The organism is Stieleria bergensis (assembly GCA_007745635.1).
Classification (GTDB): Bacteria; Planctomycetota; Planctomycetia; order Pirellulales; family Pirellulaceae; genus Stieleria; species Stieleria bergensis.
Window position 1 is genome coordinate 332,024 of sequence record CP036272.1, and the last position, 22,439, is coordinate 354,462.

A 22,439-nucleotide genomic window follows, 5' to 3' on the forward strand; every position below is an offset into this window, starting at 1 on the left:
CTCAGGCAAGTTATGCGGACAAGTTTGTTGCCACATTTGTCCGATAGGCCGACATCGCAGGCAAAAAACCAGCGAAAAGCGCCAGCATGATCACCAGCGGAAAGACCCAAGTTTCATATTCGCTGACGCTAAAGATGCCGACTTGGATCCCGACCTGCTGCTCAATCACGCCGCTGGCCAGCCAGATTGTCCCGTGGGCCAGCAGCCAGCCGGCCACCGCACCGATCACGGCAATCAAGAGGCTCTCGGCCAGAATGATCGCCGTCACTGAGTCGCGTCGCGCCCCCAGAGCTCGCATCACGGCGATGTCTCGGCGGCGGTCGTTCATCGAGTTATAGATTGCCACTAAAACCCCAACGGCGGCGACCACACAGGTGATCAGCGTGATCACCAGCAAGGCAGTCAGCACGGGGCCGATAAAGGCGTCCATCAGTTTTGTGATCTCGCCCGCTGGAGCAGCCGCTTGAGCTCGGAGGCTTTCGTTGATCGTATTCTGTAACACGACACCCAGCATGGGGTTGCCGCTGCGAATCAGGATCGATGTGACTTCGCGTTCGGGGATGGTGATTTGCTTGAACCCTTTGGCGTCAACGATCCCCTCGGTCGCCGGGGCAATGACTTCGTCCCCGTTTAGAGGCTTGGCATGTTTTTCCAGCAGGTAAAAGCCTTCAAGGTTAACCAGCGCCACGCGGTCGTTTGGCGTTCCCGTCGGTTCCATCACCCCGACGACGACGAAGCCTTGGCCGTGTCCCATGCCTTCTGGATCGCCGTGGGTGGAGTTAAACGTGTCGCCTACTTTTAGGTTCATCGTCTTGGCAACTCGAAAGCCAAGCACGGCTTCAAAGAAGCTGTTTTCTTCGGTGTAGGACTTCAGTGCGCGGCCTTCACGGAAGCTGAATGGCTCGGTTAGCTCTGGGCCATAACGCAGGTCTTCAAAAAATTGCGGTGTCGTGCCGACCACGCGATACTCGCCCAGGTAGTCACCCAAGGCAAGCGGAATCGCAAAGCCACCGTTGGTGTGCGCGGAATACTTGCCGGCACGTTCGCCCAACGCTGGATCGCCGCCGTATGTGCGTACCATTTTGGCTCGCGTGTCTTTGTCGAAGAACTCCATGTACTCCGTAAACGGCAGGTTCTCAATCGGTTGACTGAGGTAGTAGACGCTGTTGAGCGTGAGCTGTAACGCGCTGCCTTTGGGGCCGACGACGAGGTTGTAGCCGACTTGTGCATTGCGCGAGAACGCTTCGCTGACAATGCCGACGACCGCCAGCACCAAGACCACTAAGGCGACGCCTAGGGTCAGCGAAAGAGTTGTTAGCAGGCTGGAAAGTGCGCGGTACTGAAAGTTCCGCCACGCGATTCGAATTAACCACATCTTGAATCAGTTCTCCGATTGAGTCGCGAGCAAAACGCGATTGATTTCATCCAGTCGATCGACTCGAGAGAATCGTTCGGTGACCTCCATGGCATGGGTGACCATGAGCAGGGCAATGTCTTCGTCGCGACAGGAGTTGATGATCAGGTCCAGGACCGAGTCTGCGCTGGCGGGGTCAACATTGGCCGTCGGTTCATCGGCAAGTAACAACTTGGGCTTGCCCGCGAGTGCACGGGCGATCGCCACACGCTGTTGTTGTCCAACGGAAAGCTGTCGTGGTTTGTAGGTCATGCGATCGGACAGACCCACTCGGTCTAGCAAGTCCTTGGCACGCGCGGTGTCCACTGGGCGTTGTCCAAAGGCCATGCCTAGTTGCACGTTTTCCAGCGCCGTGAAGGCAGGCAGCAGGTTAAATGTTTGAAAGACATAGCCCACGTTGGCGGCTCGGCAGCGGTCGCGTCCCTGTTCAGAAAGTGTCGAGAGTTCAACGCCAGCAAGTTTGATGGAACCGCTGGTCGGAGCCAGCAGGCCAGCGATCAAGTGCAGCAAGGTCGTTTTGCCGCCGCCGCTCTGGCCGACCATGGCAAGCTGTTCACCGGTGCCGATCGAGAACTCCGGAATGTCGAGCACGGTTAGAGAGCCACCGCCTGGTTGATCGTAACGCATGATCAAGTTGGTGATCTGCAGCACTTCGCCGCCACTTCCATCGCTGTAGGGGTTGGGCATGATGTTGGATCGTCAAGCGGAGAGGGGGAGATGCGAACCGTTGGCTCAGTCCGTTTCGGATTTGAATTTAAAGGGGTCGAAGGGTGGTTTTCCGCCACGCTGCTGGCTAGCTTCCGCGACGCATGGCCCGCTGCAATCCGCGTTGGGTGTCGCGCTGTTTCATGGTCTCGCGTTTATCGTGAAGCTTTTTACCCTTGACCAAGGCCATCACGCATTTGGCCAGCCCGCGATCATTAAAGTAGACGCGCAGCGGGATCAGTGTTAGTCCTTGTTGAGGGGCACGTGCGGCGAACTTGTCGAACTCCCGATCATGCACCAACAGTTTGCGAGGGCGTCGCGGATCGTGGTTCCACATGCCAGCGTTGTTGTAATGAGCGATGTCGGCGCCAATCAGCCACAGTTCACGGTCCTTGGCCCGGATATGAGCCTCGTCAAGTGACAGTTTGCCCTCGCGCATGGATTTGACTTCGCTGCCCATCAGCATCAATCCACACTCCAGGGTGTCGATAATTTCGTAACGATGGCGGGCTTTGCGGTTTTCTGCCACGATCGTTATCTGTGGCTGGGGTTTACTTTTCCCCTTTCCGCTGCCCTTGCCGCTGGACGATTTCGCTTTCTTCGCTTTCTTCGCTTTCTTCGCTTTGCTTTTTGCCATAACGCCTGGATTGTATCTCGGTCGGGCCAGTTAGCCATTGCCCTTTGGTCAGACTCACTACAATACCTGGTGAAAAACTACGCCCCGTGAGCCGATTCGGTTCGTTCCGATTGGCTGGATGACCCCTTCTACTTGATTCGACCAGCACGAACATGGCCTTTCGATTACCTGTCGTCGCCGATCCTGAAATTCCAGAGGGCACCGAACTGAGTGCCAGCGGCCGACTGCCCAAGTGGCTCAAACGCCCTATCCCCCGAAGTAACGCCAACCACATGACCGCGGGTCTGCTGGATGAGCTGCGGCTGGAGACGGTTTGCGATAATGCCAAGTGCCCCAACCGAATGGAGTGCTACAGCCAGCAGACGGCGACGTTCATGATTCTGGGCAACACCTGTACTCGGCCCTGTGGCTTCTGTGCTGTCCATCGTGGTCGTCCGCCACAATTGCCCGAAGCTGACGAGCCCGAACGTGTTGCCGAAGCCGCTGCCCGTCTAGGGCTAAAGCACGTCGTCATCACCAGTGTGACGCGCGACGATCTGCTGGATGGTGGCGCTGATCACTTTTATCAGTGTGTGGTCGCCGTGCGCGAGCGAACGGGCGCTACCACCGAAGTGCTAACGCCTGACTTCGTGCACTGCAAGGAAGCGCTCGCCCGCGTCATTGAAGCCAAGCCGACCGTGTTCAATCACAACATGGAAACCGTGCCTCGAATGTATCGACGTGTCCGTGGTCCCAAAAGTGATTACCAGTGGACCTTGGGTATGATGAAGAAGGTCAAAGAGTACGACCCTGGAGTCAAAACCAAAAGCGGTTTGATGTTGGGCCTGGGGGAAGAGCGTGGCGAGTTGCTCGATGCCTTGGCTGACCTGCGTGAATATGGCGTCGATTTTCTGACGCTTGGCCAATACTTGCAGCCCGGCGAGAAGTACTTGCCCGTGGTGCGGTACGTGCCGCCCGAAGAGTTTGATGAGCTGGGTGAGATCGCCAAGCAAATGGGCTTTACTAAAGTCGCTAGTGGCCCCTTTGTTCGCAGTAGCTACCACGCACGTGACATGGCTGAAACCGAGTAGCGTTGGCGCTGCGGGGCTTGCCAGTCTGATGGCAGGTCCTCGTGACGCAGTGTCGTCGCCCAATGAAAAAACGCACGCCCAAGTTGGGCGTGCGTTTCAGTTGAACCAGAAGATGGGACAGACCCAGGTCAAGTTCGGTGTCAGAGCTTAGTTAACGGCTTTGTTGACAGCGCCGATGACTTTGTCCACGTTCAGTTCAGCAGCGCTGCTGGAGTGGTTAGCAACAACGCGGCCGCCGGCAGCAACGATGACGGTGACTTCTGCGTCAGCGTCAATCTTGTAGTTGCTAGGTCCGCTGACGTTGTCTTTGGCAATGGTGACAGGGATGTTCTTGGCACCTGAGTCAGAGACAACTGCTTTGGCGCTGTCTTTTAGTGCGGAAGCATCTTTGCCCATCAGGGTGACAAAGCCTTTCAGTTGAGCGTCTTTGTTCGCTTCAACGGCTGCGTCCAGTTCTTTCACCAGTTTTGAAACTTTGCCGTCGGTGCTGCGAGCAAAAACCATCACCATGGGGCGAGAGCCATAGCGGCAGCGATAGCACAGTTGCTCGCCTTGGTCGACGCCATCGCTGTCGGCGCCACAAACTTTGGTGACGTAAAAGGCACCAATGCCGTCGCCGGTTTTCAGGCCTTCGCCTGCAGCAGCGAGGTTGATTGATCCAAGCAACATTGCCACAGCGGCGACAGACGTAATCAAACGTGACATTCTGTGTTCTCCAAGTAATGGAAGAAGGAAGGGTAGGTGTGGTTGTGTGGTGTCATGGGCGTTGCAGTTGCATGGCCGGTGTTGCAGTCGCCACTTGACAATGGAAGGAGGGCACCTGCCGATCAAGCGAATCATCAGGATGAACGCGCTCGGCCTTCGTGATCTCTGCTCACTCTGTGTGATTAACCGATTCTGGCAACCATGGTTTCGTCAATCAAGCAAGTTGATTGAACAAACGCACACATCAAGAACTCGATCACCCTCTGTCGGTGGCTAGTGGCGGCCGATTGCTCGGTTCTTGTTTGCTCGTCATTTGCTAGCAAATAGAACGCTTGAAACCGGCAGTCAATCTAGCCCCCACATCATACACCAGTGGCATTCTCGATGTGTGGCCATTGCAACCTGTCGAGATGAATGTTCAACGAATTCGCTGATCCGCCACAAAAGCTTGAAGGCCGCGTTTTTCCTTCAATTTGTCGCGTCGATCATGGCGCCAGACGCTGTAATTTCCAGCCTGAATCAGATCGGAAGTACTGTAGCCGGTCGTGAAGTCGTTGTTGTCTTCCTTGCCAAAATTCGATGCTCTGGGGATCGACCGCATAGCCTCCCCAGGATTCAGGGCAGGGGATTTCGCCCGTGCCGTAGGTCTGATGCAGTTCGCTTAGTTTCTGCTCCAGGACGTCGCGAGAGGCAATCACTTCGGATTGATCGCTGACCAGGGCTCCGAATTGGCTGTCCCGTGGGCGCATGTGAAAATACCGTTCGGATTGCTCTCGGGGCGCCTTGCTGATTGTGCCTTCGATCCGAACTTGACGTTGGACATGTTGCCAGAGAAAGCACAGTGAGACGCGCGGGTTGGACTCGATTTGCGAGGCCTTGGCGGACCTGTAATTGGTGTAGAACCAGAATTTTCCGTCATCCAATCCCTTCAGGAGCACAATGCGGCTGGTCACGTTGCCGGATAAGTCGCTGGTCGCAAGCGTCATCGCGTTGGTTTCCACCCAATCGGGCAGGTCGCTGACGTTTGCTTCTTTTAACCAGCGATCAAACTGAACCATTGGGTCGGGATCGACGTCTGTTTCTTGCAGCGTCTTGAGGGTGTAGTTCCGCCGCATCTCGTACAGGCTCATGTCTCAGTTCCAGGTTGAAAGGCGTTGGGGATGGGCTGTGAAGAGGAAGGGAATGGGTTACCAAATTCTGCGTGCTTGTAAAGTCTGCGTCCGGGATCGTTGGTGGTTCCAGACAAGCAAGTTTAGGCCGCTAGCCAGCGTTCAGCCAGTCCGCCAGCGGGCGGAGAAAATTGGTTTCTTTCCAGGCCCCATTGGCACGGACGTTGCAATTCCCAGACCAAGGCGATGACGGGCTGTCACTTTGACGACAGGTTTCATCATGCCGCTTTCGTGGCTTTCTCTACAGAGTTGACAATGCAAGATTCATTCACTGGACCAGCGGTGCCCTCCCTTGTTGGCAAGCTTTTGGTCGCTTCGACATCCATGCGCGATTCGATTCTTTCTCAGGCCGTCGCCATGGTGGTTGAGCACCACGAGCGTCGGATTTCAGCGGTGTTGTTGAATCGGCCGATTTCAACGCAAGTTCATGCAGCTGAGAGTGCTGAACCACGCCAGTTCGAAAGTGGCCAGGGCACGACACGGGATGCTCATCGCCTGGAGAGTGCCCAGACGGACCAGGCGAACGCGGTCATCGCGGCGGCATTGCAGGCTCTGGGTGAAGTCCATTTTGGCGGGCCTCTGGCCAGCCCCATGCTCGCGATTTGTGGCGAGCCAGAGCACGGAGAATTTCAGATCGGCCCTGGGGTGTACGGCGCAGTCACGCGGCAGACGCTGGCAGAAATGGCCATCGATCGACCTGAGCATTGCCGCATCTTGATCGGGGCTCTCCGGTGGGGGCCAGCTGAACTGGAGCAGCAGCTTGTGGCAGGGTTATGGCACCTCGCCGACGCTCAGGCCCAGCACGTGTGGCAGGAAGATCAATGGATGTGGCAAAATCTGTTGCCCGATGCCATGGCGGGTTCTATGGCCCAGTGGGTGGGATTGCCGCAGCGAGTGTCCGATTCCAGTTTGAACTGAGGCCGGCCCTCATTGGAAAGCTCGCCCTGGATTAACTCCCTTGTCCTGGATTGGGCCGCTCACCCGAAATTGAGACCGGTGAATTTGTTTTCCACTGTCAAAAATCCTGAATCATGTTAGTGTTTTGACTCCCCAAGTGGTCGTCAAACGCTGCTTGGATTGAGCCTCCGACCGATCGTGAATTCAGATCCGAGCTTTGTCCGCCTGATCAAAATGGCGATGAAAAGACAGCGCGGCAAGACGTTGCCCAACCAATCTGTGATCGGCAGTCAATCTCTTTGAGTCCTTAGCGTGTCGCAGAACAAGCCCAATCCCGACGATCAGCCCAAGCCCAAGAAGTTTCGGATCACTCGAAAGCGTCTGGGCACCATTAGCTTTATTGATCCCAAGGGCGAGTTTGGGTTCATTGACGCCGAGGACTATCGTGACGATGTTTTCTTTCATCGTTCGGTGTTTGAAGACGTAGTTCGTGACCGCCCTGAGCGATCTGGGTTTGATCGATCACGTTCGCGAAACAACAAGTTTGATCGTCGTTCAGACCGAGATCAAAAACCGGGACGCAGTCATCATCGCGATCAAGGCTCTCATCGTCCTGCCGACTCCACAGCCTCGCAATCGGACGGAACCGGCAAGCCCGTGGAAGTTGTCGTGGGAATAGCGAAGTTGCCGGAAGCCTTTATCACACGTCACGTTGAATTCGAGATTGATGACGACGTGTATGATCAAGACAAGAAGTTGCGTGCTAAGATCGTGCGATTCACTCAGCGTCCCATGGGGCGCGCGATGACCGCTCGCGATTCAACAATCAAAGTGATCACGCACCACCCCAAGGCTCGTCGCAAGCGTCCTGACTGGCGCAAGTGATTGTTGCGTTTGGTTGGCGGGAGCCAGCGTCATGACACTGCTTTGACGCATTGCATCAACGTTGTCGTTTTGCTTCCGTGCCCTCTCGCAATAGGAGAGGCCAGGTGGTGGCACACTATTTGTCTTCGGCCGGTGGGAATCGGCCCGCTTCTGCTTCGGTGACAAGGATTTGCAGGTCTTGCAGAATCAGGTCGCTCAGGTTCTTGTCCAAATTGGTGCGTGCCGATTTAAACAACAGCTCGACTTTCCGTTTCTGGCTAGCGATCGCCGAACGATTGCCATTGCGCTGCTTGTTGATCGCATTGATAAACTCTTGTAGTTTGAGTTCCAGAGCCGCCGCGATCGATTTCCGTGTTTGCTGGGCGAACAAGCTGGTTAGGATGGCGCGTGCTTCTTTCACATCGCGATCTTTGACTCGTTTGCGAATGCGAATGTCGAGCAACTTACGGATTGCGACCAAGTCAATGATTTGATTCTGCAGACCACGGACGTAGGCTTCGGCTTGCAAACGCATGTCGTCGCCGGCGAGATCGGCGACCTCGACTTGAGTCAGGCCGGGAGCAAGGGGAAGTTTCGCCAGGATGGCGCCTCCGTTTTTCACATACAGCACACGCACGGGGTCAACGTCTTTTCCAATCACCAGATTGCCGTTCCAGTCGGTGCGTCCGACCAGCGAAAACGTTTTGTCTTCACCGAGTGATCGTTGGTGAAGTTCGTAACCAATCAGCGGTTTGTCAGGCCGTTTCTTGGCGTGCAGTCGCAAGGTGGTGGTGTCTTGGGAGGGTTTGACCAGGCGTCCCCATTTGGTGACTCGCATGCTGGGGCGGCTGCTCAGTGGGCCGCCGGCCATCCCGTCGATCAGTTCCAATTCGGCACGTGCACCTTCGATGTCTTTGACCATCAGGAAAGCCCAGTCAACGCGTCCCACCTGCAGCGGTTTGCCGTCGCGACCGTTGCGTCGTAGCAGCGGTTGCAGCAACGAACCGGCGGGGACATGAGCTGCAGAATTCGGGTCGGTGATCAGCCCAGCGGCGCGGACGATGCCTTGCGCTTTCTTGCGTCCGACTTCGTCCAGGCGAACCAAGGGTGAGAACGCATCCGTCAAAGCGTAGTTGATCACGTATGGCAGGATCGCAGGATTCGAAACTGGACGCGTGTAGGTTTCCGAATTGGTTCGCATCAAGGTTTCGATTTCGACCACGGACAATTCGCTGCCAAGCGAGGTTGAGTTGTCGATGTGAACCACAAAAATCTTGTCGAAGGACTCTGCTTGGGCTTTCACCAGACCGCTGATCGGTAATTCAATGATCTTGGCTTTGTTCGATTTCGATCCTTCGGGCGCGAATCCAATCGCTTGGCCGCGAGGGACGATCAGGGCCTCTGTGCCTTCTTGGACCCAGATCTCGCTCAGTTTCAACGCATCCTTCAAGGAGCCATCTGTTTTGCTGATGAGGTTGGCCAGCAGTTCAGGGTCCGACAGCTTTGGCGGCGCGTCTTCACCGGCCTGGGCGTTATCGGCTGTGTCTTCAGCAATGTCTCCGGCACCGGTCGCTTCGCTGTCCGACTTGGTTGCCGAGTCAGCGGTCGGTTTGGCCGGCGTTTCCGCTTCGCTGTCAGTTGCCGCTTCGCTGTCAGTTTCAGTGGGGGCTTGCCGAGCCTGTGACTTGATGAGATTCAGCAAGGTTTCAGTGGTCTGAATCTTTTTCAGGTGCTCATCGGCAGTGGCCAGATTCTTGATCCGAATTGAGTATTCCAACGAATTCCGCACAGCCAGTACGGGGTCGGAGGCCGTGATCGCATCGTAGGTGATCAGGTCCATCGATCGATTTGCCAAGCTGTTGACTGCCGGTGGTGCAGTTTCAACCGTCATGTCCCAGATTGAATTGTAGTCCCGCTGCAGCAGTGTCTTGACTTGGCCAGTGAATGCTGGGGTGTGATGTTCTGGTTGGTCGCTGGCGATCCAGATCAGGACCTTATAAGGCGCAAAGTCCCAGGGTGGGACGCTGAACAGTTCGTAGTCCATCACTTCCTGCATTTCGTCGTCGTCCACCGTCACGGTGAAGGAACGTGCAGAGTCATTGGCTGGTGCATCGGGCTTGGACTCTGCTGGCTGGTCGGCTTGCGCTGCATCGGTTTTGGGTTGAGGTTGCTGTTTGGGCTTGTCTTCCTGAGCGGTGGCAAACGCACCGGTCAGCAGTATCACGACCAGCAGCAGTGCGTGGCGGGCAGCTGTGGTGCATGAAGCAGAAGCGATGGGAGTGAATTGCATGGTAGGTTCGAAGGCGTGGTTTTGCATTAGAATTCGATCCTCCAGCTATCCGCATTTTGGTACAGGCTGATGATGTTGCGTCCGACGCCGCGCAGGTTCTTGCGATAGGCGTAGGAGTCGACCATTTGCCACAATGGGATCACGGGGAGTTCATGGTGTGAGATAAAGTGCAAGTCCAGCAGTCGCTGTCGCACTTCGCCCCAATTGAGTGCTTCTTCCAGTCGTCGCAGGCCCAAGCCCAGCAGCTGGTCTTCACACTTGGCCAGCCCTTCCGGTCCCAGTACTCGGCGGGCGTCCAGGATGGGTTCCCAGATGGCGGTCGAGACATAGCACAGGTCAGCTTGATCTGGATCAGGCATCGTTTTGCCCGGTGGCAGCTCAACGAGTTCAACTTCCAGCCCCGTCAATTTCCATTGATCAGCGATGGTTTGGCAGGCGATACGGGACATGTTGTCCGCTGGATGCGCGAGGCGAATTTCACGAAGCTTGGGAGGTGTTTCTTTGTTGCGTTTCGCTTCTTCTTCCATCATGTTGATGGCGACTTGTTTCAGCAAACGCGACAGGCTGGGTTCAAAGGGGTGCGGTTTGATGTCTTGGTCATACGCGTAGCCCAGTGGGTCTTGGGGGTCCAGTCCAGCCGGAAAGGGGCCGGAGAGGACGCGGCAGCCAGCGGAGCCGGCGCCTTCTTTGCCCAGCAACATGTTCAGGATGTTCTCGCGATCCATTCCATAGACCAGCGCCCGTCGAAAGTTATCATTGGCGATGTAGGGATGATCCGAGCAGGGGATCAGCATATGGACCGTCGGCAATGGATAGGGGACAACGGTGATGTCTTTGTTTTTGCGTAGTCGAGCTGCATCAGCAGGGAATAGCTGATCCAGGACATCGATGTCGCCACGACGCAAGCGTTCCACGGCGTCGCCGGCGTTGCTGCAGTGGATCTCAACAATCTCTTGCGGCTTAGAGGGGTCGGAGAGATTGGACTTGGCAATGTCGGTCAGCTTGAAGCGTGTTTCTTCACCTTTGATTTCACCAAGTTTGTAATCATTGGTTGGTTCTCCAGCTTCGCCACCAAACCAGCTGCCATCTACATTCAGTTGTAGCAAGCAGGTCGGTAGAACGTTGGGGCGACGGAGTGTGAGGTCGATTCGCCGGGGGCCATTGATGGCGATCCCGTCAACCGCCGCCGCCCAAGGCGTGTAGTACTCGGGTTGTTCTGGGCGGGCGCGATTGGCCAGTTGGTCGGCCAAAAAATCGATGCCCAGTTTGTCCAGTGGCGGTTCCAGCTTGCTGAGGTTCAGATTCAAGGTCAGCAGTTTGCGGTCCGCAGACAGTTCCGAGTCGCCAAACAGAAAGCGATAGTCGCCGCCTTCAGGGAGAACGCCATGGATTTCAAACAGATTGCGATACAGCAATCGTCCGGCTCGTCGTGCGGCCCAGCTATCCAAACGCACCGGATCAAATTCACGAGCCGCTTGCAGGACGCCGACGCGGACCATGGGATAAGCTTTAGCGATGTCGCTGACCAGCTTTTCGCCGCCCTCGATGTCGGGCTTGAGGTTGATGCTTTCGATGGCCCGGGTCCGAGCGAGTCGATAGTCTTTGGCCTCAAGTGCTTTGAGAGCCTGGTCGCGTTTTTCCTGTGCGAGCTGCAGGAACTCGTTTTCTAGCCGCGAGATGGATTCCAAGTTATAGGCTTTGTAGCTCTTCTTCAAACGAACAAGCAACTGCTGCGCGATGGCATATTGTTTTTCCTCCATCAGCGATCGCATCAGTGTACTGGTCGTGCCACTGATGCCATTGATGACTTCTTTTTGGCGATATTCAGGGTTGTACTGATGCAGTTCTTCTAGCAAAGCGAGCGCTTCGCCGCGTTCGCCCTTTTCGGCACGCTGGAATGCGTTTTTGAATAGAAAGTCCGAACGCAGATTCCGCAGGCCTGGACGCGTGGGGTAGTCGCGAATCAGGATCGACAGGAAGGGGAATGCCCCGGTGAAGTCGCCGCCAGCGATGCGATCACTGGTTTCTTGTTCCAGGCGTTTTTCCCAGAAATCGATCCGTTCAATTTCCGTCCATTTCGCGCCAAACTTCTTGGGTTGCAAGCCCATGACTTCGAACTCAAGTTTGCCATCGCGGCGCGAGGGCATGTCGCGGAAGGGCAGTGGTGTCACCATTGCCCAGCCGCCGCCGGATTGGGGCGTGAAGAAGATCAGGTCATAGGGATCTTGACGCAGCAGGTCCAATCCTAGCTCAGGCGGTTTGCCTTGACGCGAATAAGACTGGATCTGCGCCTGAGCGGATTGCTCAACACCGGGGATCAAGCAGCCGGCCAATAGGATTGCCAACAAGAGCAAGGTTCGGATCATGGAACAACCAAGTGACGTTGGGATGCGATGCGTCTGGTCGACGCATTGTCTTGCCGGGTGACCGTTCTGATGGCTTTGATCGCAAACAGGACGGTGGCGAAGTGCATGGGGGGCGTGACGGTGAAGCGAGGTTCGCATCATGGCTGGCCCCCTTGAGGCATGTCGACAGAGAAGATGACGCCTTCCGCTCCTGGAACCAGCAACTGTTGGCCATAGGGCAGGGGAGTCGCAGAGAAGGGCTGGCCGATGTCTTTCCAGCCCGACAGTTGTCCAGCGCTGGGGTCAATGACTGCAACCCAGCCAGCGGCACCGGCCAGGACAAGCTTGCCGTCGTGCAGCAATGGTTTGCCGACTGCTTTGCCTGGTCCCACTTTTACGGCGTACTGTTCTTGGCCTTGATCGTCATAGGCTCGAAGCATCTGATCATTGGTCAGGATCAACACGTGTTGATCGGCGTTCATGGGGCCCCAGACCACTCGGCCAGCGGTTTGAGTTTCAAACTTTGGCTTCAGTGAAGCCATGTCGAAACCTAACAGTTTGTCTGCGGCCGTTCCGCCGACTGGCACGAACACCGTATTGTTCAGGCCAGCAATGGATCCTAGTGGTTGGCTGGGGAGTTTTCCTTCGGCCAGGGGCGAGATTTGATCGCCAACTCGCAGGCGATAAATGCCTTTGCGATTGTCTGCCAGGACGATTTGTGTTTTGTCTTCCGGCACAATGATCGAATTGGTCCAGGTGACTTTTTCGGAAGGGCTGCTGCTGGGTTGGAATGGATTGCTGATCTGGCCACCCGTTTGGTAGTTCAAGAGCAGAGCTCGGCCGTTATTGAGTGGCACAAACAGTCCATTGGCGACGCACAAGGCAGGGCCACCGGGGACGCCGTTGACTAAGTTCAGTGAAATCAATCGCAGCTTATCGTTTGCACGTGATGGATCGTAGATCGCAACTTTCTGTGCCCCTGCTTGATCACTGTTGTTGATTAAGATCCAGCGACCGTCTTGGAGAGCTTGCGCGTTTTGGAAGCGAGTTTCAATCGAGGCGTCGTCAGGAGACTCAAGAGGTGTTCGCAGTGACTTCGATGCGATCGCGGCATCTTCTAATTCAAACAAAGCGGCTTGGCTGGTGATCGCACGCACGCCACCGTCAATCGGCAAGATCAACTCGATCGGTGCGCTGACATCAGCATTCCAAATGCTGTCACTGGAAGAAGGCTCGGCAGCACCAACGCGGATCCAATCCGTGCCGTTCATTCGCCGTGCATGCAGCACGGCATCACCGACAAACAGGGGCTCGCCAACGAAAGCGTCATTCAGGAAGGCAGGTTCGCGAGGGACCACTTGGCCCCGGTTGGCTTGAATTTCATAACGACTGAACTTTGATCCGGTCGTCCAAAGTTCGTTTTGCCCGAGAGTCATTTGGCTGAGCGTTGGCGTCGAATAGGAACGCGCGACGTCGGCGATCACAGAGACTTTTTCGCCTTCGCTGGAGGGTTCAATATCCAGAACCTTGATTTCGCCGAGGTCGCTGAGCACGATGATTCGACGTTTATCCAACAGTGGTGCAACGACCACATTGCCTTCGATCGTGATCGGGTCTTGGGCCTTTTTCAGGCCGCCGCCCGATTGATCCACGTTCAGGATGTGAATCATGCAGGTGTCCTGGCTATGGTTCTCCAAAACGAACAGGTGATCAAGCAGCGCAACCGGTGGCACGGCAATGGTCCCTTCGCGATGTCCGATGTAAAAGCTCTCCATGCTTTCGCCGCTACGAGCGTTGACAACGTACAGGTTGCTATGCCCGCCGGGTTGATACAAGACCGAGCGTTGGTTGTCGACGCCGGGTCCAACGTTGACGGTTTGCGGGATGGTTGTCGACCACAGTCCCTCGCCGGTGGTGGCGTCCAGCTTGAACAGTTTGCCGCTGACAGTGGTGACATAAACGTAGTCACGTGCAACGATGGGCTGGTTATAGGGTTCGCCAATTTCGGTTTTCCAAATCACCATCCCACTGCGTCCGTCGCAGCGTTCGATGGTCAGGTCTGTGGAAACGCTTAGCAACACGGCGTCGCCGCCTTCTAGTGGGACAGGGCTGTGGGCAAGGTTGTTGCCGACATAACGTCGCCATTGCAGCGTGCCATCTTCGACGTTGAACGCTAGAACACTGCCAGCAGCAGGCACGAAGTACGTGGAAGCCGTTGGGCTGGAAACGCGATTGCCAGATCGATCCATCAAGATGATCGGTTCGACATCTTTGTCGTTGTTTGGAGTGATTGACTGAGGTGTTTTGACCGACGCTGACACGAGTTCATTTTGGATGTCGCTCGCTTGAAGGATCAATTTGACCAAGCGTTCGTTGCGGCGTAGCTCGGGGTATTCTCGCAGTAATTCGCTGTGGATGTCGTAGGCGGCTTTAGTGTCCTTGGACTCCAGCAACGTCGACATGTTGTTGACCGCTTTGTCGAGTTGCTCGTTCCGCTTAATGTCGCGAGCCGCACGAGCTCGTTTTTCAGAGATCAGGTCTAGTTTGGTCTTGTTGGTTTCACGAAGCGTTTTGTCGATGTAGTTGGCGTTTTCAAACAGTTCCATGTGTTTGTCCAACTTCATGATCAGCTTGCGTTTTTTCTCCGTTTCTGGAACCTTGGTCGCGGCTTCGGCAATGTTGTTTGCGATATCGATCAGCAAGCCAGCGAGATTAGGTCGGTCCCCCGTGATCGCTTCTTCTTGTTCAATGGTCGGCAGTTTGTCGACTGACAGGTCGGAGGCCAAAGTTGGATCGGACTTTTGTTCAGCGCGGTAAAGTTCGGTCAGGACGACACGGACGCGCGACTTAGAAGCGTCCTTATGATCTTCGCCCCAGGTTTCTACAAAGCTTTCGTAGCGGGTTTGTGCGACGGTGTAGTTTTGCGCAGCATAGGCGTCGTCAGCCAGCTTGATTTCATCTTCTGCATTGCCCGAACTCAGCAAGAAATACAGCCCGGCAATCATGCCAGCGAGAAAAACGATGATGCCAACGAAGCCGTAAACTTTGAACGAGTCCCACTCGTTGTCTTCTGGCTTGGTCGGGCGTTTGTTATTCCCGTTGCCACCACTCGATGGTCGGGCACCAGAGGGGGATTCTTGAACGGGGGTTGCCTCAACGGCCACCGCTTCGACGGGAACGGCCTCCACGGGCACTGCTTCAACGGGAGTCGCGTCCACTGCCACCGCTTCGACGGGGACCGCATCAACGGGCACTGCCTCTACGGGAACGGCCTCGGAGACCACGGTCACCTCATCTTCGACCACCTCCAAATCATCAACGCCCAGTTCCTGGTCTGCGGTCGTGCTTTGGTCGTCGTATTCGCCGCTGCGCAGTTCGCCAATCAGTTTCGAGGCTTGAAAGCGAGTCAGCTGGCCGTTGTCAACCAACAGTTTGGCGACCGCTTCTGGGGTCACACTGGCGCCACCTTGGCTGAGTTGTTCGCGGAGGGCTTCGATGATTTCCTGATCCAGCAAACCCCGGCGTTCCATCTCGTTGATCAGTTCGTTAGCAAGCATGTTGTTCGGATTCGGTCTGGTTGGGTGGCAGTGAGTTAAGCAGCAATAGCAGGGGGAGAGAACGTTGTGGCAGCTCTATTCAAGGTATTCCACTTCCGTCACTTCGATATCAGTACAGCCCTTGATGGTGCCGGCGTCCATGGCATCGACAAGGAACTTCAGTTTGCAGTCTTCTTGCACGCGAATGGACATTTTTTGAATGCCTTGGTCGACCACTTCGCGAGCCGAGAGCAGTCTTAGCAAGTTTTGTTTGCCGGGGTTTGAACCGAGCAAATCATCGCCGAGGTAGACGGTGAAGTTGCCGAAGCGATCAATTTGCACTTCCACCATCTCCTGTTCTTCTTCAGGTTCATCCGTCGTGTTCGTGCTGGGCTGGTCGCTCTTCTCCTTGGGCATCGAAATCGCTTTCTGCAACGAGAACGATGCTGTGACCATGAAGAAGATCAGCAGCAGAAAGGTCACGTCGACCATCGGCGTCATGTCCAGTTCGTCTTCCTCTCGGGACCGTTTGAACTGGATCGGTTCGTCATCCAAGTCGTCATCTACCGCTGGTGCGGGCGCAGCGGGTTGAGCGTTCGCTGGAAGTCCTGGAGGCTCCGATGCAACGGCCACTGCTTCAACCGCCACGGCCTCAACGGCGACCGCTTCGACGGGCACGGCTTCGGCGACTTGGTCGGCAGCGGGCACGGTGATCGCTTGGCTGCACTGAGGGCAGCGAATGCGTCTGCCGGCCAACGAGTCTTTGGCTTTGTTGATCGCGCCGCAATGAGAGCAATGAACGGTTATCGACATGTCGGCTGTATGATGAAACGTGATAAGTGAAGTGTCAGCATGGCCGCAACGGCCAGCCAGGCTGGTTTGCAAACAACTGGGACAGAGTTGTTCGCAGGGTGATGATCCGGAGCTTACTGTTCTTTCACGGCGATGTGAGTGCGTTCGATCTCGTCGAAGTTGTCACCAATGATGCGACGAATCTTGCTGATCTCGCGCACCGGGACGTCACCACTACTCATGATCATGACGTACTTCTTGTCGAACCGAGTGCTGGTGCTTTTAAGTTCCTTGGACACATACTCGATGATTTCACCGGTTCGGGTGTCTTCGTCGGTACTGAATTCACGCTGCGTGATATCTTTGACGATCACTTTGTCTTTTCCGCCCGGTTCAACAAAGATCACTGCCGAGTTTTTTGCACTGATAGAGAGTCCTTGATCGGCATTGGGGATGGGTGCCATCTGTGTGGGATCCATCTTGGAGCAGACAACAAAGAAGATGAGCAGCAAGAAGGTGATGTCGATCATTGGGGTGATGTCCATCTCGTCTTCATCACGCTTCTTGCGCGGCATGACGAAATCGTCTTCTTCTTCGTCGTCCATCAGATCAGCGGCGAATTGATTCATGGTGACTACCGACCTCCGGTTTTCGCCAAACCAGCTTTGAAGGCGTCGATGAAGCGACCGAGGCCGGACCCAATCAGGTCTTCCATCTTGGCAATTTTAATGTTGATGTTGGCAACCATGATCATCAGCGGAATCGCGATCGCCAGACCACTTGCGGTGGTGACCAACGCCACTCGAATGTCACCGGCCAGTTTTGCGGGGTCAACATCTTGACTCGGGTCAGAGAGCGATTCGAACGCACCCATCATCCCGAAAACGGTTCCAAAGAGACCAATCATGGGGGCGCTTTTGATCACGGTGCCGACCCAGCTGAGTCGATAATCCAGATCGCTCATGACATCTCGTTGGAAACGGTCCATCATGAACTTGCGAGCCTGTTGCAGGCCGCGCTGCCGATTGCTAACGGCCATGTCAATCATCTGCGGCAACGCCCGCGTGTCGCCTTCGCAGTATTCAGTGACGCCGTCAAAGTCGCCGGCGTTGAGCATCTGCTCGACGTCTTCCATGAACGCGTCCTGTTGAGCTTCGTTGCGAAACCGCTTTTGTTTGACGCGGTTCCAGATCACCACAATGCAGTACAGGCCCCACAGCGCGACGGCGGCCAGCGCACCATAGGTTGCGTCAGCGATAATGTTGAAAAGAGAGTACGCAAGCATCATAGACATTTCGTGTCGTTCCCGTTGAAGAGTCAGATGTCGGAATAGTGGTGGCGGCCAGTCAGTGTGCCGCGTTCCTCATCAGTGAGGACAATTGGATTGGGGTTGGTCGGGCGTGCAACCTGTTTTCATGTGCCCGGCACGTGTTTTAAACATCATTGTTCGAAGCGGTTTGGGGATCGACGGTGGTTTAGCGGCCCGGCCGATACCGTTGGTCGATCAGTTTCCATTCATAACCGCCGCCACCGGCGGAGCTTTCAAAGTACGTCTTGGCGATGGACTCGGGAAACTTCTTGCCAGCTTTTTCACAGTAATCCTTTTCCAGTCGCAGGAGCGTCTGTTTCATCTCCTCGTTAATCAGCATCACGGTGCTCCGCCGAGTGGTTTGAATGCCAGCTTGGCCTAGCAGCTGGAGGTCGAATTGCCGCAGCGGGTTGGTGCGTTTCCAGGAAAAGTAAATTCGCTTTTCGGTCGATGGGTCTGCGGTCGTTCGCTTGCGTGGGCTGTTGGCGAGGTTGGAAGCAATGTCCAGGCCGTTGCGCCCGCCGCCAAAGGCACAGAGTTCGATTTTGTAAAAGTCTAATTGCCGCGCGTAGTCATCCCTGCCTTTGGCGTTGAAGGTCAGTTCCCAACGCTCATATTCGGGGATCGCGTCGATGCCTTCACCGGGCGGTCCAGGTCGGCGACTGTCACCTTTGCCTGTTCCTTTGGTGGTCGCTGCGGTCGGTGTGTTGGAACTGGTCGGGGCTCCGGCAACCGTGCTGACCGCGTCAGTGACGGCTTCCAGCGTGTCCTCCAGGGTTGGCTCCATCAGGTCTTCGACCTCTTCAGCCCCTGGTGGCTCAAAGTCACGCTCGAAACCCGGCGGGTTTTCGGTGCCCGAATACGTGATCTCGATCGGCGCAGCGTCTGCTTTGGGGTCGCCACTGAGCCACCAAATGATCAATAGCATCAGAGCAAAGCAGCCCAGAAACAGGATCAACGCCAGAAACAGCGATGTGACTGAATCAAAGCGACTGACCTTCAGTCCTGATTTTTCAGAGGCGGTCGATGTGCTCATGCCAGAGTGCGAATTGGAAAAGTTGTTGGTACGTGGGCGCACGCAGAATCTTGAAAAGGACACAATGTAACCATCTGAGTGACATTGGGTCTTTCTAACGTGCAGGCAAAGGGAACAGATTAGAAGTTTCTGTGACTTCGCCTAGGAGTCCCTGCCTATCGTAATCCAGCGGACCGCGGATTTGTAGGAGTTCTATTGTGGGGTATTTGTAACTCAGGGGACAGAGTTTTTTAGGGAATGCGCTGTGAAACGGCTCGGGGCAAGCGTCGAAACCTAGGACAGTCGGTGGTTTTGGCGTGCTGCCGGCAGATTCACCGCTGTCATCGTCCAATCTGATAGCGTTGTTCGACGATCCGAAATTGGTATTTGCCAGAAACACTGACGCACTCGAAATAGGTTTTGCGAATGGATTGAGGAAAGGCTTTGCCCGCTTCTTCGCAGGCCAGCTGTTCCATGCTTAACAGCTTTTGCCGAAGCGAATCGTCGATAAAGCGGATGATCTCGCGGCCCTCGGTGTCAATGCCAGCTGCGGCGAGGAGCTGTCGATCGTATTGCAGCAGGGGGTTTTGGCGTTTCCACGAGAAGTGCAGCCGATTTTCGGTCGAAGGATCGCCGATGTGGCCCGCGGTCGGATTGCTGGCCAGCGAAGTGGCTGTGTCAATTCCCGCTTTGCCACCACCGAAAGCCGCCAGTTCGATAGAGAAATGGTCAAGCTGCCGGGCGTAATCCTGTTTGCTCTTGGCGTTAAAGGCAATCTCCCAGCGAGCATGTTCAGGCACGAAATCATGTTTCGGCCCCCGATCCTCGCTAACGCCATCGCGGTCCCAGTGGCGGCCGTCAGCGAGCCCGTCGTTGCCGCCGTCAGATTGGCGCGATGCCAGCAGGTGGTCCGTGCTGGCAGCAGCACTGGCAGCAACCTTGCTAATCTGAACAATGGCTTCTTCGAGTGTCGGTTCCTGCAGTTTCACAATCTCGTCAGGGCTGGGCGGCAGGAAGTCACGCTGTGATTTGCCTGGCGCAGCGGAACTGCTAAGCGTTGGGAACGGTCTTTCTGGGGAGTGCTGGTGAGGCTCGCCGCTGAGTAGCCAGATCGCCAGCAACAGCATCGCGAAGCATCCCAGCAGCAGCATGACGGCCAGCAACAATGAGGTCACGGATTCGAAACGGCTGACTTTCAGTTCCACGGCTTGTCTTGGCGCCGGGTTTTGGCTTGCAGGCCGCTGAGTTTGGCTTGCAGGCTGGGGTTTGTCAGCGTGATTGGGGTCGAGTGCCGCGTTCAATGCTACGCTCCAATGAAGAGAAGGGAGGGCGAGAAGAGTCCCCGATTGTACCGCTTTGGACTTTCCGGTTGCAGGTTTTCTGCCTGATTCGTTGATTGCACCTGTTTTGAGGGCAATGTTTTTACTCAGATCTGAAGGCGAACCGATTGACGAACCGGGTTGTCTTAGCGTACTATTCCGCCCTCTGAAACGGATTCAGCCCTTCGGTCAGGTAGCTCAGTTGGTAGAGCACGGCCCTGAAAAGGCCGGTGTCGCCGGTTCGAGCCCGGCCCTGACCACTTTTACTGAATCCAAAACCGCTCCTGGCCCAGCCACGAGCGGTTTTTTTATGCGCCATGAGAAGTTCTTCTGTGCCGCGTGGTGAGGCTGGCCGGGGTGGTGCTTGGCTCCCTTGCTGGCGGCATCGATCGTCACCGGCAAGCCGGTCTCTGGCAAGAAACCTGCGGTTTTGGCCAAACTTGACGAGATCCCTGGGTGGTTTCGTTTCACAAGTTCAGCGATCAACGTTAGACTACGGGCCACGAAATGGGCAGGAAACGAAGCAGTCGCCGCTATTTCTGGGCGACCGACGCAGCAGTTGAATGGTTGGGTGCCTTGGCGGGCTGTGGTTTGGTTTTCTAGCTCGCAGTTCATCAAGTCATGCCAACCAGCAAGAAGTGAACGTGGAAGATTCAACGGATGCACCATCGTCGGCCGATTCCAGCGGCCCAAACTCCAGTGAGATGCCAGCCACTGAGGCTCAGGCGGTTGAGAAGGCCCCGGCAGGCGAGCTGGCTTCGGCCTCCGCTGGTGATCAGACGGGCCCAGCCAAGACCGGTGGGGAACAGTGGGGATCACGAATTGGTGTGATTCTAGCGGTAGCTGGTTCAGCGGTCGGACTGGGGAACTTCTTGCGATTCCCCGGCCAAGCCGCCAGCAATGGTGGTGGCGCTTTTTTGCTGCCTTACTTTATCTCCCTGTTGGTTCTGGGGATCCCGTTGTGTTGGGCCGAGTGGACGATGGGACGCTTTGGCGGCCTGAAGGGATTTAATTCAGCGCCCGGCATTTTTAGCGCTGTCTGTCGCAGCTTGAAAGCTCGCTACTTGGCCGTTCCCGCGCTGCTCATTCCGCTTGTGATCTACATGTACTATGTGGTCATCGAAGCCTGGTGCTTGGCCTATGCCTTTAAGTATTTGACCGGCGACTTGATGCTGGGCGACAATCCGGACGCCTATGGAAAGTTCTTTGGGGACTTCGTGGGCAGTGGTGAAGACGGCGCCATCCTGGGTGGCACCAGTAGCTTAATTGTCTTTGTTGGAATCACGTTCGTCATTAACTTCGTCTTGATTTATCGCGGAGTCAGCAAGGGGATCGAGACCTTTTGCCGGATTGCGATTCCCATGATGGTCGTGTGTTCGTTGCTGGTCTTGGCTCGCGTGCTGACCCTGCCCGCTGAAAAAGTCAGTGAGGGGCTGGGGTTCATGTGGAATCCCGATTTCAGCAAGCTGGCTGATGCGAAGACCTGGTTGGCAGCTTCGGGGCAGATCTTTTTCTCGCTGTCGGTTGGCTTTGGCGTGATCATCAATTACGCCAGTTATTTGAAGAAGAAAGACGACGTCGTGCTAAGCGGTTTGACTGCTTGTGGGATGAATGAATTTTTCGAAGTCTGCCTGGGCGGCCTGATCACGCTGCCCGCGGCATTTATCTTTTTAGGCGCTGCGGCAGGCGATCAAGGCACGTTTGGTCTTGGCTTCACGGCGTTACCGAACGTCTTTGCTCAAATGCCTGGAGGGCAATTCTTTGGCTTCTTGTGGTTCTTCATGCTGTTCTTGGCAGCCATCACCAGTAGCCTCTCCATGTTGCAGCCTGTGATTGCGTTCTTTGAAGAAGGCTTTGGAATGGCTCGCCCGGCTTCTGTTTCCTTGCTGGGCATTATCACCCTGGCAGGCAGCATGTTTGTGATCTGGTTCTCAGCCGGCCTGAAAGCGCTGGACACCATGGATTTCTGGGTTGGTACCGTGTTGATTTTCATCTTGGCCATGGTGCAGTCCGTCATCTATGGCTGGATCTTCGGAGTCAAGCGGGGTGTGGAAGAGTCGTCACACGGGGCTTCGTTTAAGATCCCGATGGTGGTGCATTACATGTTGAAGTTTGTGGTGCCGCTGTATTTGGGAGTGATCTTCGTTTTGTTCCTGTACCAAGCGTTGCCAGATCCAGTGGATGCGAACGGCAACCCGGTGCTGGACGATGATGGGGTGCCAAAGCTTGGTTACCTGTCGCAAATCGCTTCCGATCGAGTGGTGCAGTTTTCGTTACTGTTCATTGTTGGCACGATTGGTTTCTTGACCGCAATGGTGCACGCCGCTGGACTGAAGTGGGCCGAGCAAGGTCGTTTGAAGGACTTGGATTAG

Annotated in this window: 18 protein-coding genes and 1 tRNA gene; 5 read left to right on the top strand and 14 right to left on the bottom strand. The window is 55.6% G+C overall.

Annotation, left to right across the window (positions count from 1 at the left end):
• Positions 1–10 precede the first annotated feature (10 nt).
• From SV7mr_RS00955 to SV7mr_RS24980, 4 genes are all read right to left on the bottom strand, one after another.
• On the bottom strand, positions 11–1,375 hold the full coding sequence (locus SV7mr_RS00955) for an ABC transporter permease (RefSeq protein ID WP_145268376.1): 1,365 nt from the start codon (positions 1,373–1,375) through the stop codon (positions 11–13).
• Positions 1,376–1,381: 6 nt separating this feature from the next.
• Positions 1,382–2,101 (bottom strand): ABC transporter ATP-binding protein, encoded by a 720-nt coding sequence (locus SV7mr_RS00960; protein ID WP_145268378.1) that lies wholly within the window; start codon positions 2,099–2,101, stop codon positions 1,382–1,384.
• Positions 2,102–2,207: 106 nt separating this feature from the next.
• A complete protein-coding gene (smpB, locus tag SV7mr_RS00965) occupies positions 2,208–2,648 on the bottom strand; it encodes an SsrA-binding protein SmpB (RefSeq protein WP_419187942.1) in 441 nt (146 codons plus the stop codon).
• A gap of 22 nt (positions 2,649–2,670) precedes the next feature.
• Complete coding sequence (locus SV7mr_RS24980) at positions 2,671–2,814, bottom strand: hypothetical protein (protein WP_419187943.1); 144 nt, start codon at positions 2,812–2,814, stop codon at positions 2,671–2,673.
• Between the two features lie 94 nt (positions 2,815–2,908).
• Here SV7mr_RS24980 and lipA point away from each other — a divergent pair, with 94 nt between their 5' ends.
• A complete protein-coding gene (gene lipA, locus SV7mr_RS00970; protein ID WP_145268382.1) occupies positions 2,909–3,826 on the top strand; it encodes a lipoyl synthase in 918 nt (305 codons plus the stop codon).
• Positions 3,827–3,973: 147 nt separating this feature from the next.
• Here lipA and SV7mr_RS00975 read toward each other — a convergent pair whose 3' ends face one another.
• Together SV7mr_RS00975 and pdxH are read right to left on the bottom strand one after the other, a co-directional pair.
• A complete protein-coding gene (locus SV7mr_RS00975) occupies positions 3,974–4,531 on the bottom strand; it encodes a hypothetical protein (RefSeq protein WP_145268384.1) in 558 nt (185 codons plus the stop codon).
• Between the two features lie 485 nt (positions 4,532–5,016).
• Positions 5,017–5,661 (bottom strand): pyridoxamine 5'-phosphate oxidase, encoded by a 645-nt coding sequence (pdxH, locus tag SV7mr_RS00980; RefSeq protein WP_145268386.1) that lies wholly within the window; start codon positions 5,659–5,661, stop codon positions 5,017–5,019.
• Between the two features lie 294 nt (positions 5,662–5,955).
• Here pdxH and SV7mr_RS00985 point away from each other — a divergent pair, with 294 nt between their 5' ends.
• Both SV7mr_RS00985 and SV7mr_RS24985 read left to right on the top strand, forming a co-directional pair.
• Complete coding sequence (locus tag SV7mr_RS00985; RefSeq protein WP_419187944.1) at positions 5,956–6,618, top strand: YqgE/AlgH family protein; 663 nt, start codon at positions 5,956–5,958, stop codon at positions 6,616–6,618.
• Between the two features lie 291 nt (positions 6,619–6,909).
• On the top strand, positions 6,910–7,482 hold the full coding sequence (locus SV7mr_RS24985; RefSeq protein WP_419187945.1) for a S1 domain-containing protein: 573 nt from the start codon (positions 6,910–6,912) through the stop codon (positions 7,480–7,482).
• A 115-nt stretch (positions 7,483–7,597) separates the two neighbouring features.
• On the opposite strand, the gene SV7mr_RS00995 is transcribed toward SV7mr_RS24985, so the two are convergent.
• From SV7mr_RS00995 to SV7mr_RS01030, 8 genes are all read right to left on the bottom strand, one after another.
• Positions 7,598–9,751 carry a hypothetical protein gene (locus SV7mr_RS00995; RefSeq protein WP_145268390.1) on the bottom strand — a complete coding sequence of 718 codons (2,154 nt, stop codon included), beginning with the start codon at positions 9,749–9,751 and terminating at the stop codon, positions 7,598–7,600.
• Between the two features lie 26 nt (positions 9,752–9,777).
• A complete protein-coding gene (locus tag SV7mr_RS01000; RefSeq protein ID WP_145268392.1) occupies positions 9,778–12,117 on the bottom strand; it encodes an ABC transporter substrate-binding protein in 2,340 nt (779 codons plus the stop codon).
• A gap of 137 nt (positions 12,118–12,254) precedes the next feature.
• A complete protein-coding gene (locus tag SV7mr_RS01005) occupies positions 12,255–15,653 on the bottom strand; it encodes an outer membrane protein assembly factor BamB family protein (protein ID WP_145268394.1) in 3,399 nt (1,132 codons plus the stop codon).
• Between the two features lie 75 nt (positions 15,654–15,728).
• Positions 15,729–16,445, bottom strand: coding sequence for a biopolymer transporter ExbD (locus tag SV7mr_RS01010; RefSeq protein ID WP_145268396.1), 717 nt, complete (start codon positions 16,443–16,445; stop codon positions 15,729–15,731).
• A 113-nt stretch (positions 16,446–16,558) separates the two neighbouring features.
• A complete protein-coding gene (locus SV7mr_RS01015) occupies positions 16,559–17,053 on the bottom strand; it encodes an ExbD/TolR family protein (protein WP_145268398.1) in 495 nt (164 codons plus the stop codon).
• A gap of 5 nt (positions 17,054–17,058) precedes the next feature.
• The gene (locus SV7mr_RS01020; RefSeq protein WP_145277879.1) at positions 17,059–17,712 is read right to left on the bottom strand and encodes a MotA/TolQ/ExbB proton channel family protein; all 654 of its coding nucleotides are present in this window, start codon (positions 17,710–17,712) and stop codon (positions 17,059–17,061) included.
• Between the two features lie 187 nt (positions 17,713–17,899).
• Positions 17,900–18,769 carry a hypothetical protein gene (locus SV7mr_RS01025; RefSeq protein WP_145268400.1) on the bottom strand — a complete coding sequence of 290 codons (870 nt, stop codon included), beginning with the start codon at positions 18,767–18,769 and terminating at the stop codon, positions 17,900–17,902.
• A gap of 320 nt (positions 18,770–19,089) precedes the next feature.
• On the bottom strand, positions 19,090–20,049 hold the full coding sequence (locus tag SV7mr_RS01030; RefSeq protein WP_145268402.1) for a hypothetical protein: 960 nt from the start codon (positions 20,047–20,049) through the stop codon (positions 19,090–19,092).
• Between the two features lie 205 nt (positions 20,050–20,254).
• On the opposite strand from SV7mr_RS01030, the gene SV7mr_RS01035 reads away from it, so the two are divergent.
• Together SV7mr_RS01035 and SV7mr_RS01040 are read left to right on the top strand one after the other, a co-directional pair.
• Positions 20,255–20,327, top strand: a tRNA-Phe gene (locus SV7mr_RS01035).
• A gap of 384 nt (positions 20,328–20,711) precedes the next feature.
• Entirely contained in the window at positions 20,712–22,439 is a 1,728-nt protein-coding gene (locus SV7mr_RS01040; protein WP_419187946.1) for a sodium-dependent transporter, read from the top strand.

Coding starts and splice junctions, on each gene's coding strand:
- SV7mr_RS00955 (WP_145268376.1), bottom strand. CDS start 1,375: ATGTGGTTAATTCGAATCGCGTGGCGGAACTTTCAGTACCGCGCACTT.
- SV7mr_RS00960 (WP_145268378.1), bottom strand. CDS start 2,101: ATGCCCAACCCCTACAGCGATGGAAGTGGCGGCGAAGTGCTGCAGATC.
- lipA (WP_145268382.1), top strand. CDS start 2,909: ATGGCCTTTCGATTACCTGTCGTCGCCGATCCTGAAATTCCAGAGGGC.
- SV7mr_RS00975 (WP_145268384.1), bottom strand. CDS start 4,531: ATGTCACGTTTGATTACGTCTGTCGCCGCTGTGGCAATGTTGCTTGGA.
- pdxH (WP_145268386.1), bottom strand. CDS start 5,661: ATGAGCCTGTACGAGATGCGGCGGAACTACACCCTCAAGACGCTGCAA.
- SV7mr_RS00985 (WP_419187944.1), top strand. CDS start 5,956: ATGCAAGATTCATTCACTGGACCAGCGGTGCCCTCCCTTGTTGGCAAG.
- SV7mr_RS00995 (WP_145268390.1), bottom strand. CDS start 9,751: ATGCAATTCACTCCCATCGCTTCTGCTTCATGCACCACAGCTGCCCGC.
- SV7mr_RS01000 (WP_145268392.1), bottom strand. CDS start 12,117: ATGATCCGAACCTTGCTCTTGTTGGCAATCCTATTGGCCGGCTGCTTG.
- SV7mr_RS01005 (WP_145268394.1), bottom strand. CDS start 15,653: ATGCTTGCTAACGAACTGATCAACGAGATGGAACGCCGGGGTTTGCTG.
- SV7mr_RS01010 (WP_145268396.1), bottom strand. CDS start 16,445: ATGTCGATAACCGTTCATTGCTCTCATTGCGGCGCGATCAACAAAGCC.
- SV7mr_RS01015 (WP_145268398.1), bottom strand. CDS start 17,053: ATGAATCAATTCGCCGCTGATCTGATGGACGACGAAGAAGAAGACGAT.
- SV7mr_RS01020 (WP_145277879.1), bottom strand. CDS start 17,712: ATGATGCTTGCGTACTCTCTTTTCAACATTATCGCTGACGCAACCTAT.
- SV7mr_RS01025 (WP_145268400.1), bottom strand. CDS start 18,769: ATGAGCACATCGACCGCCTCTGAAAAATCAGGACTGAAGGTCAGTCGC.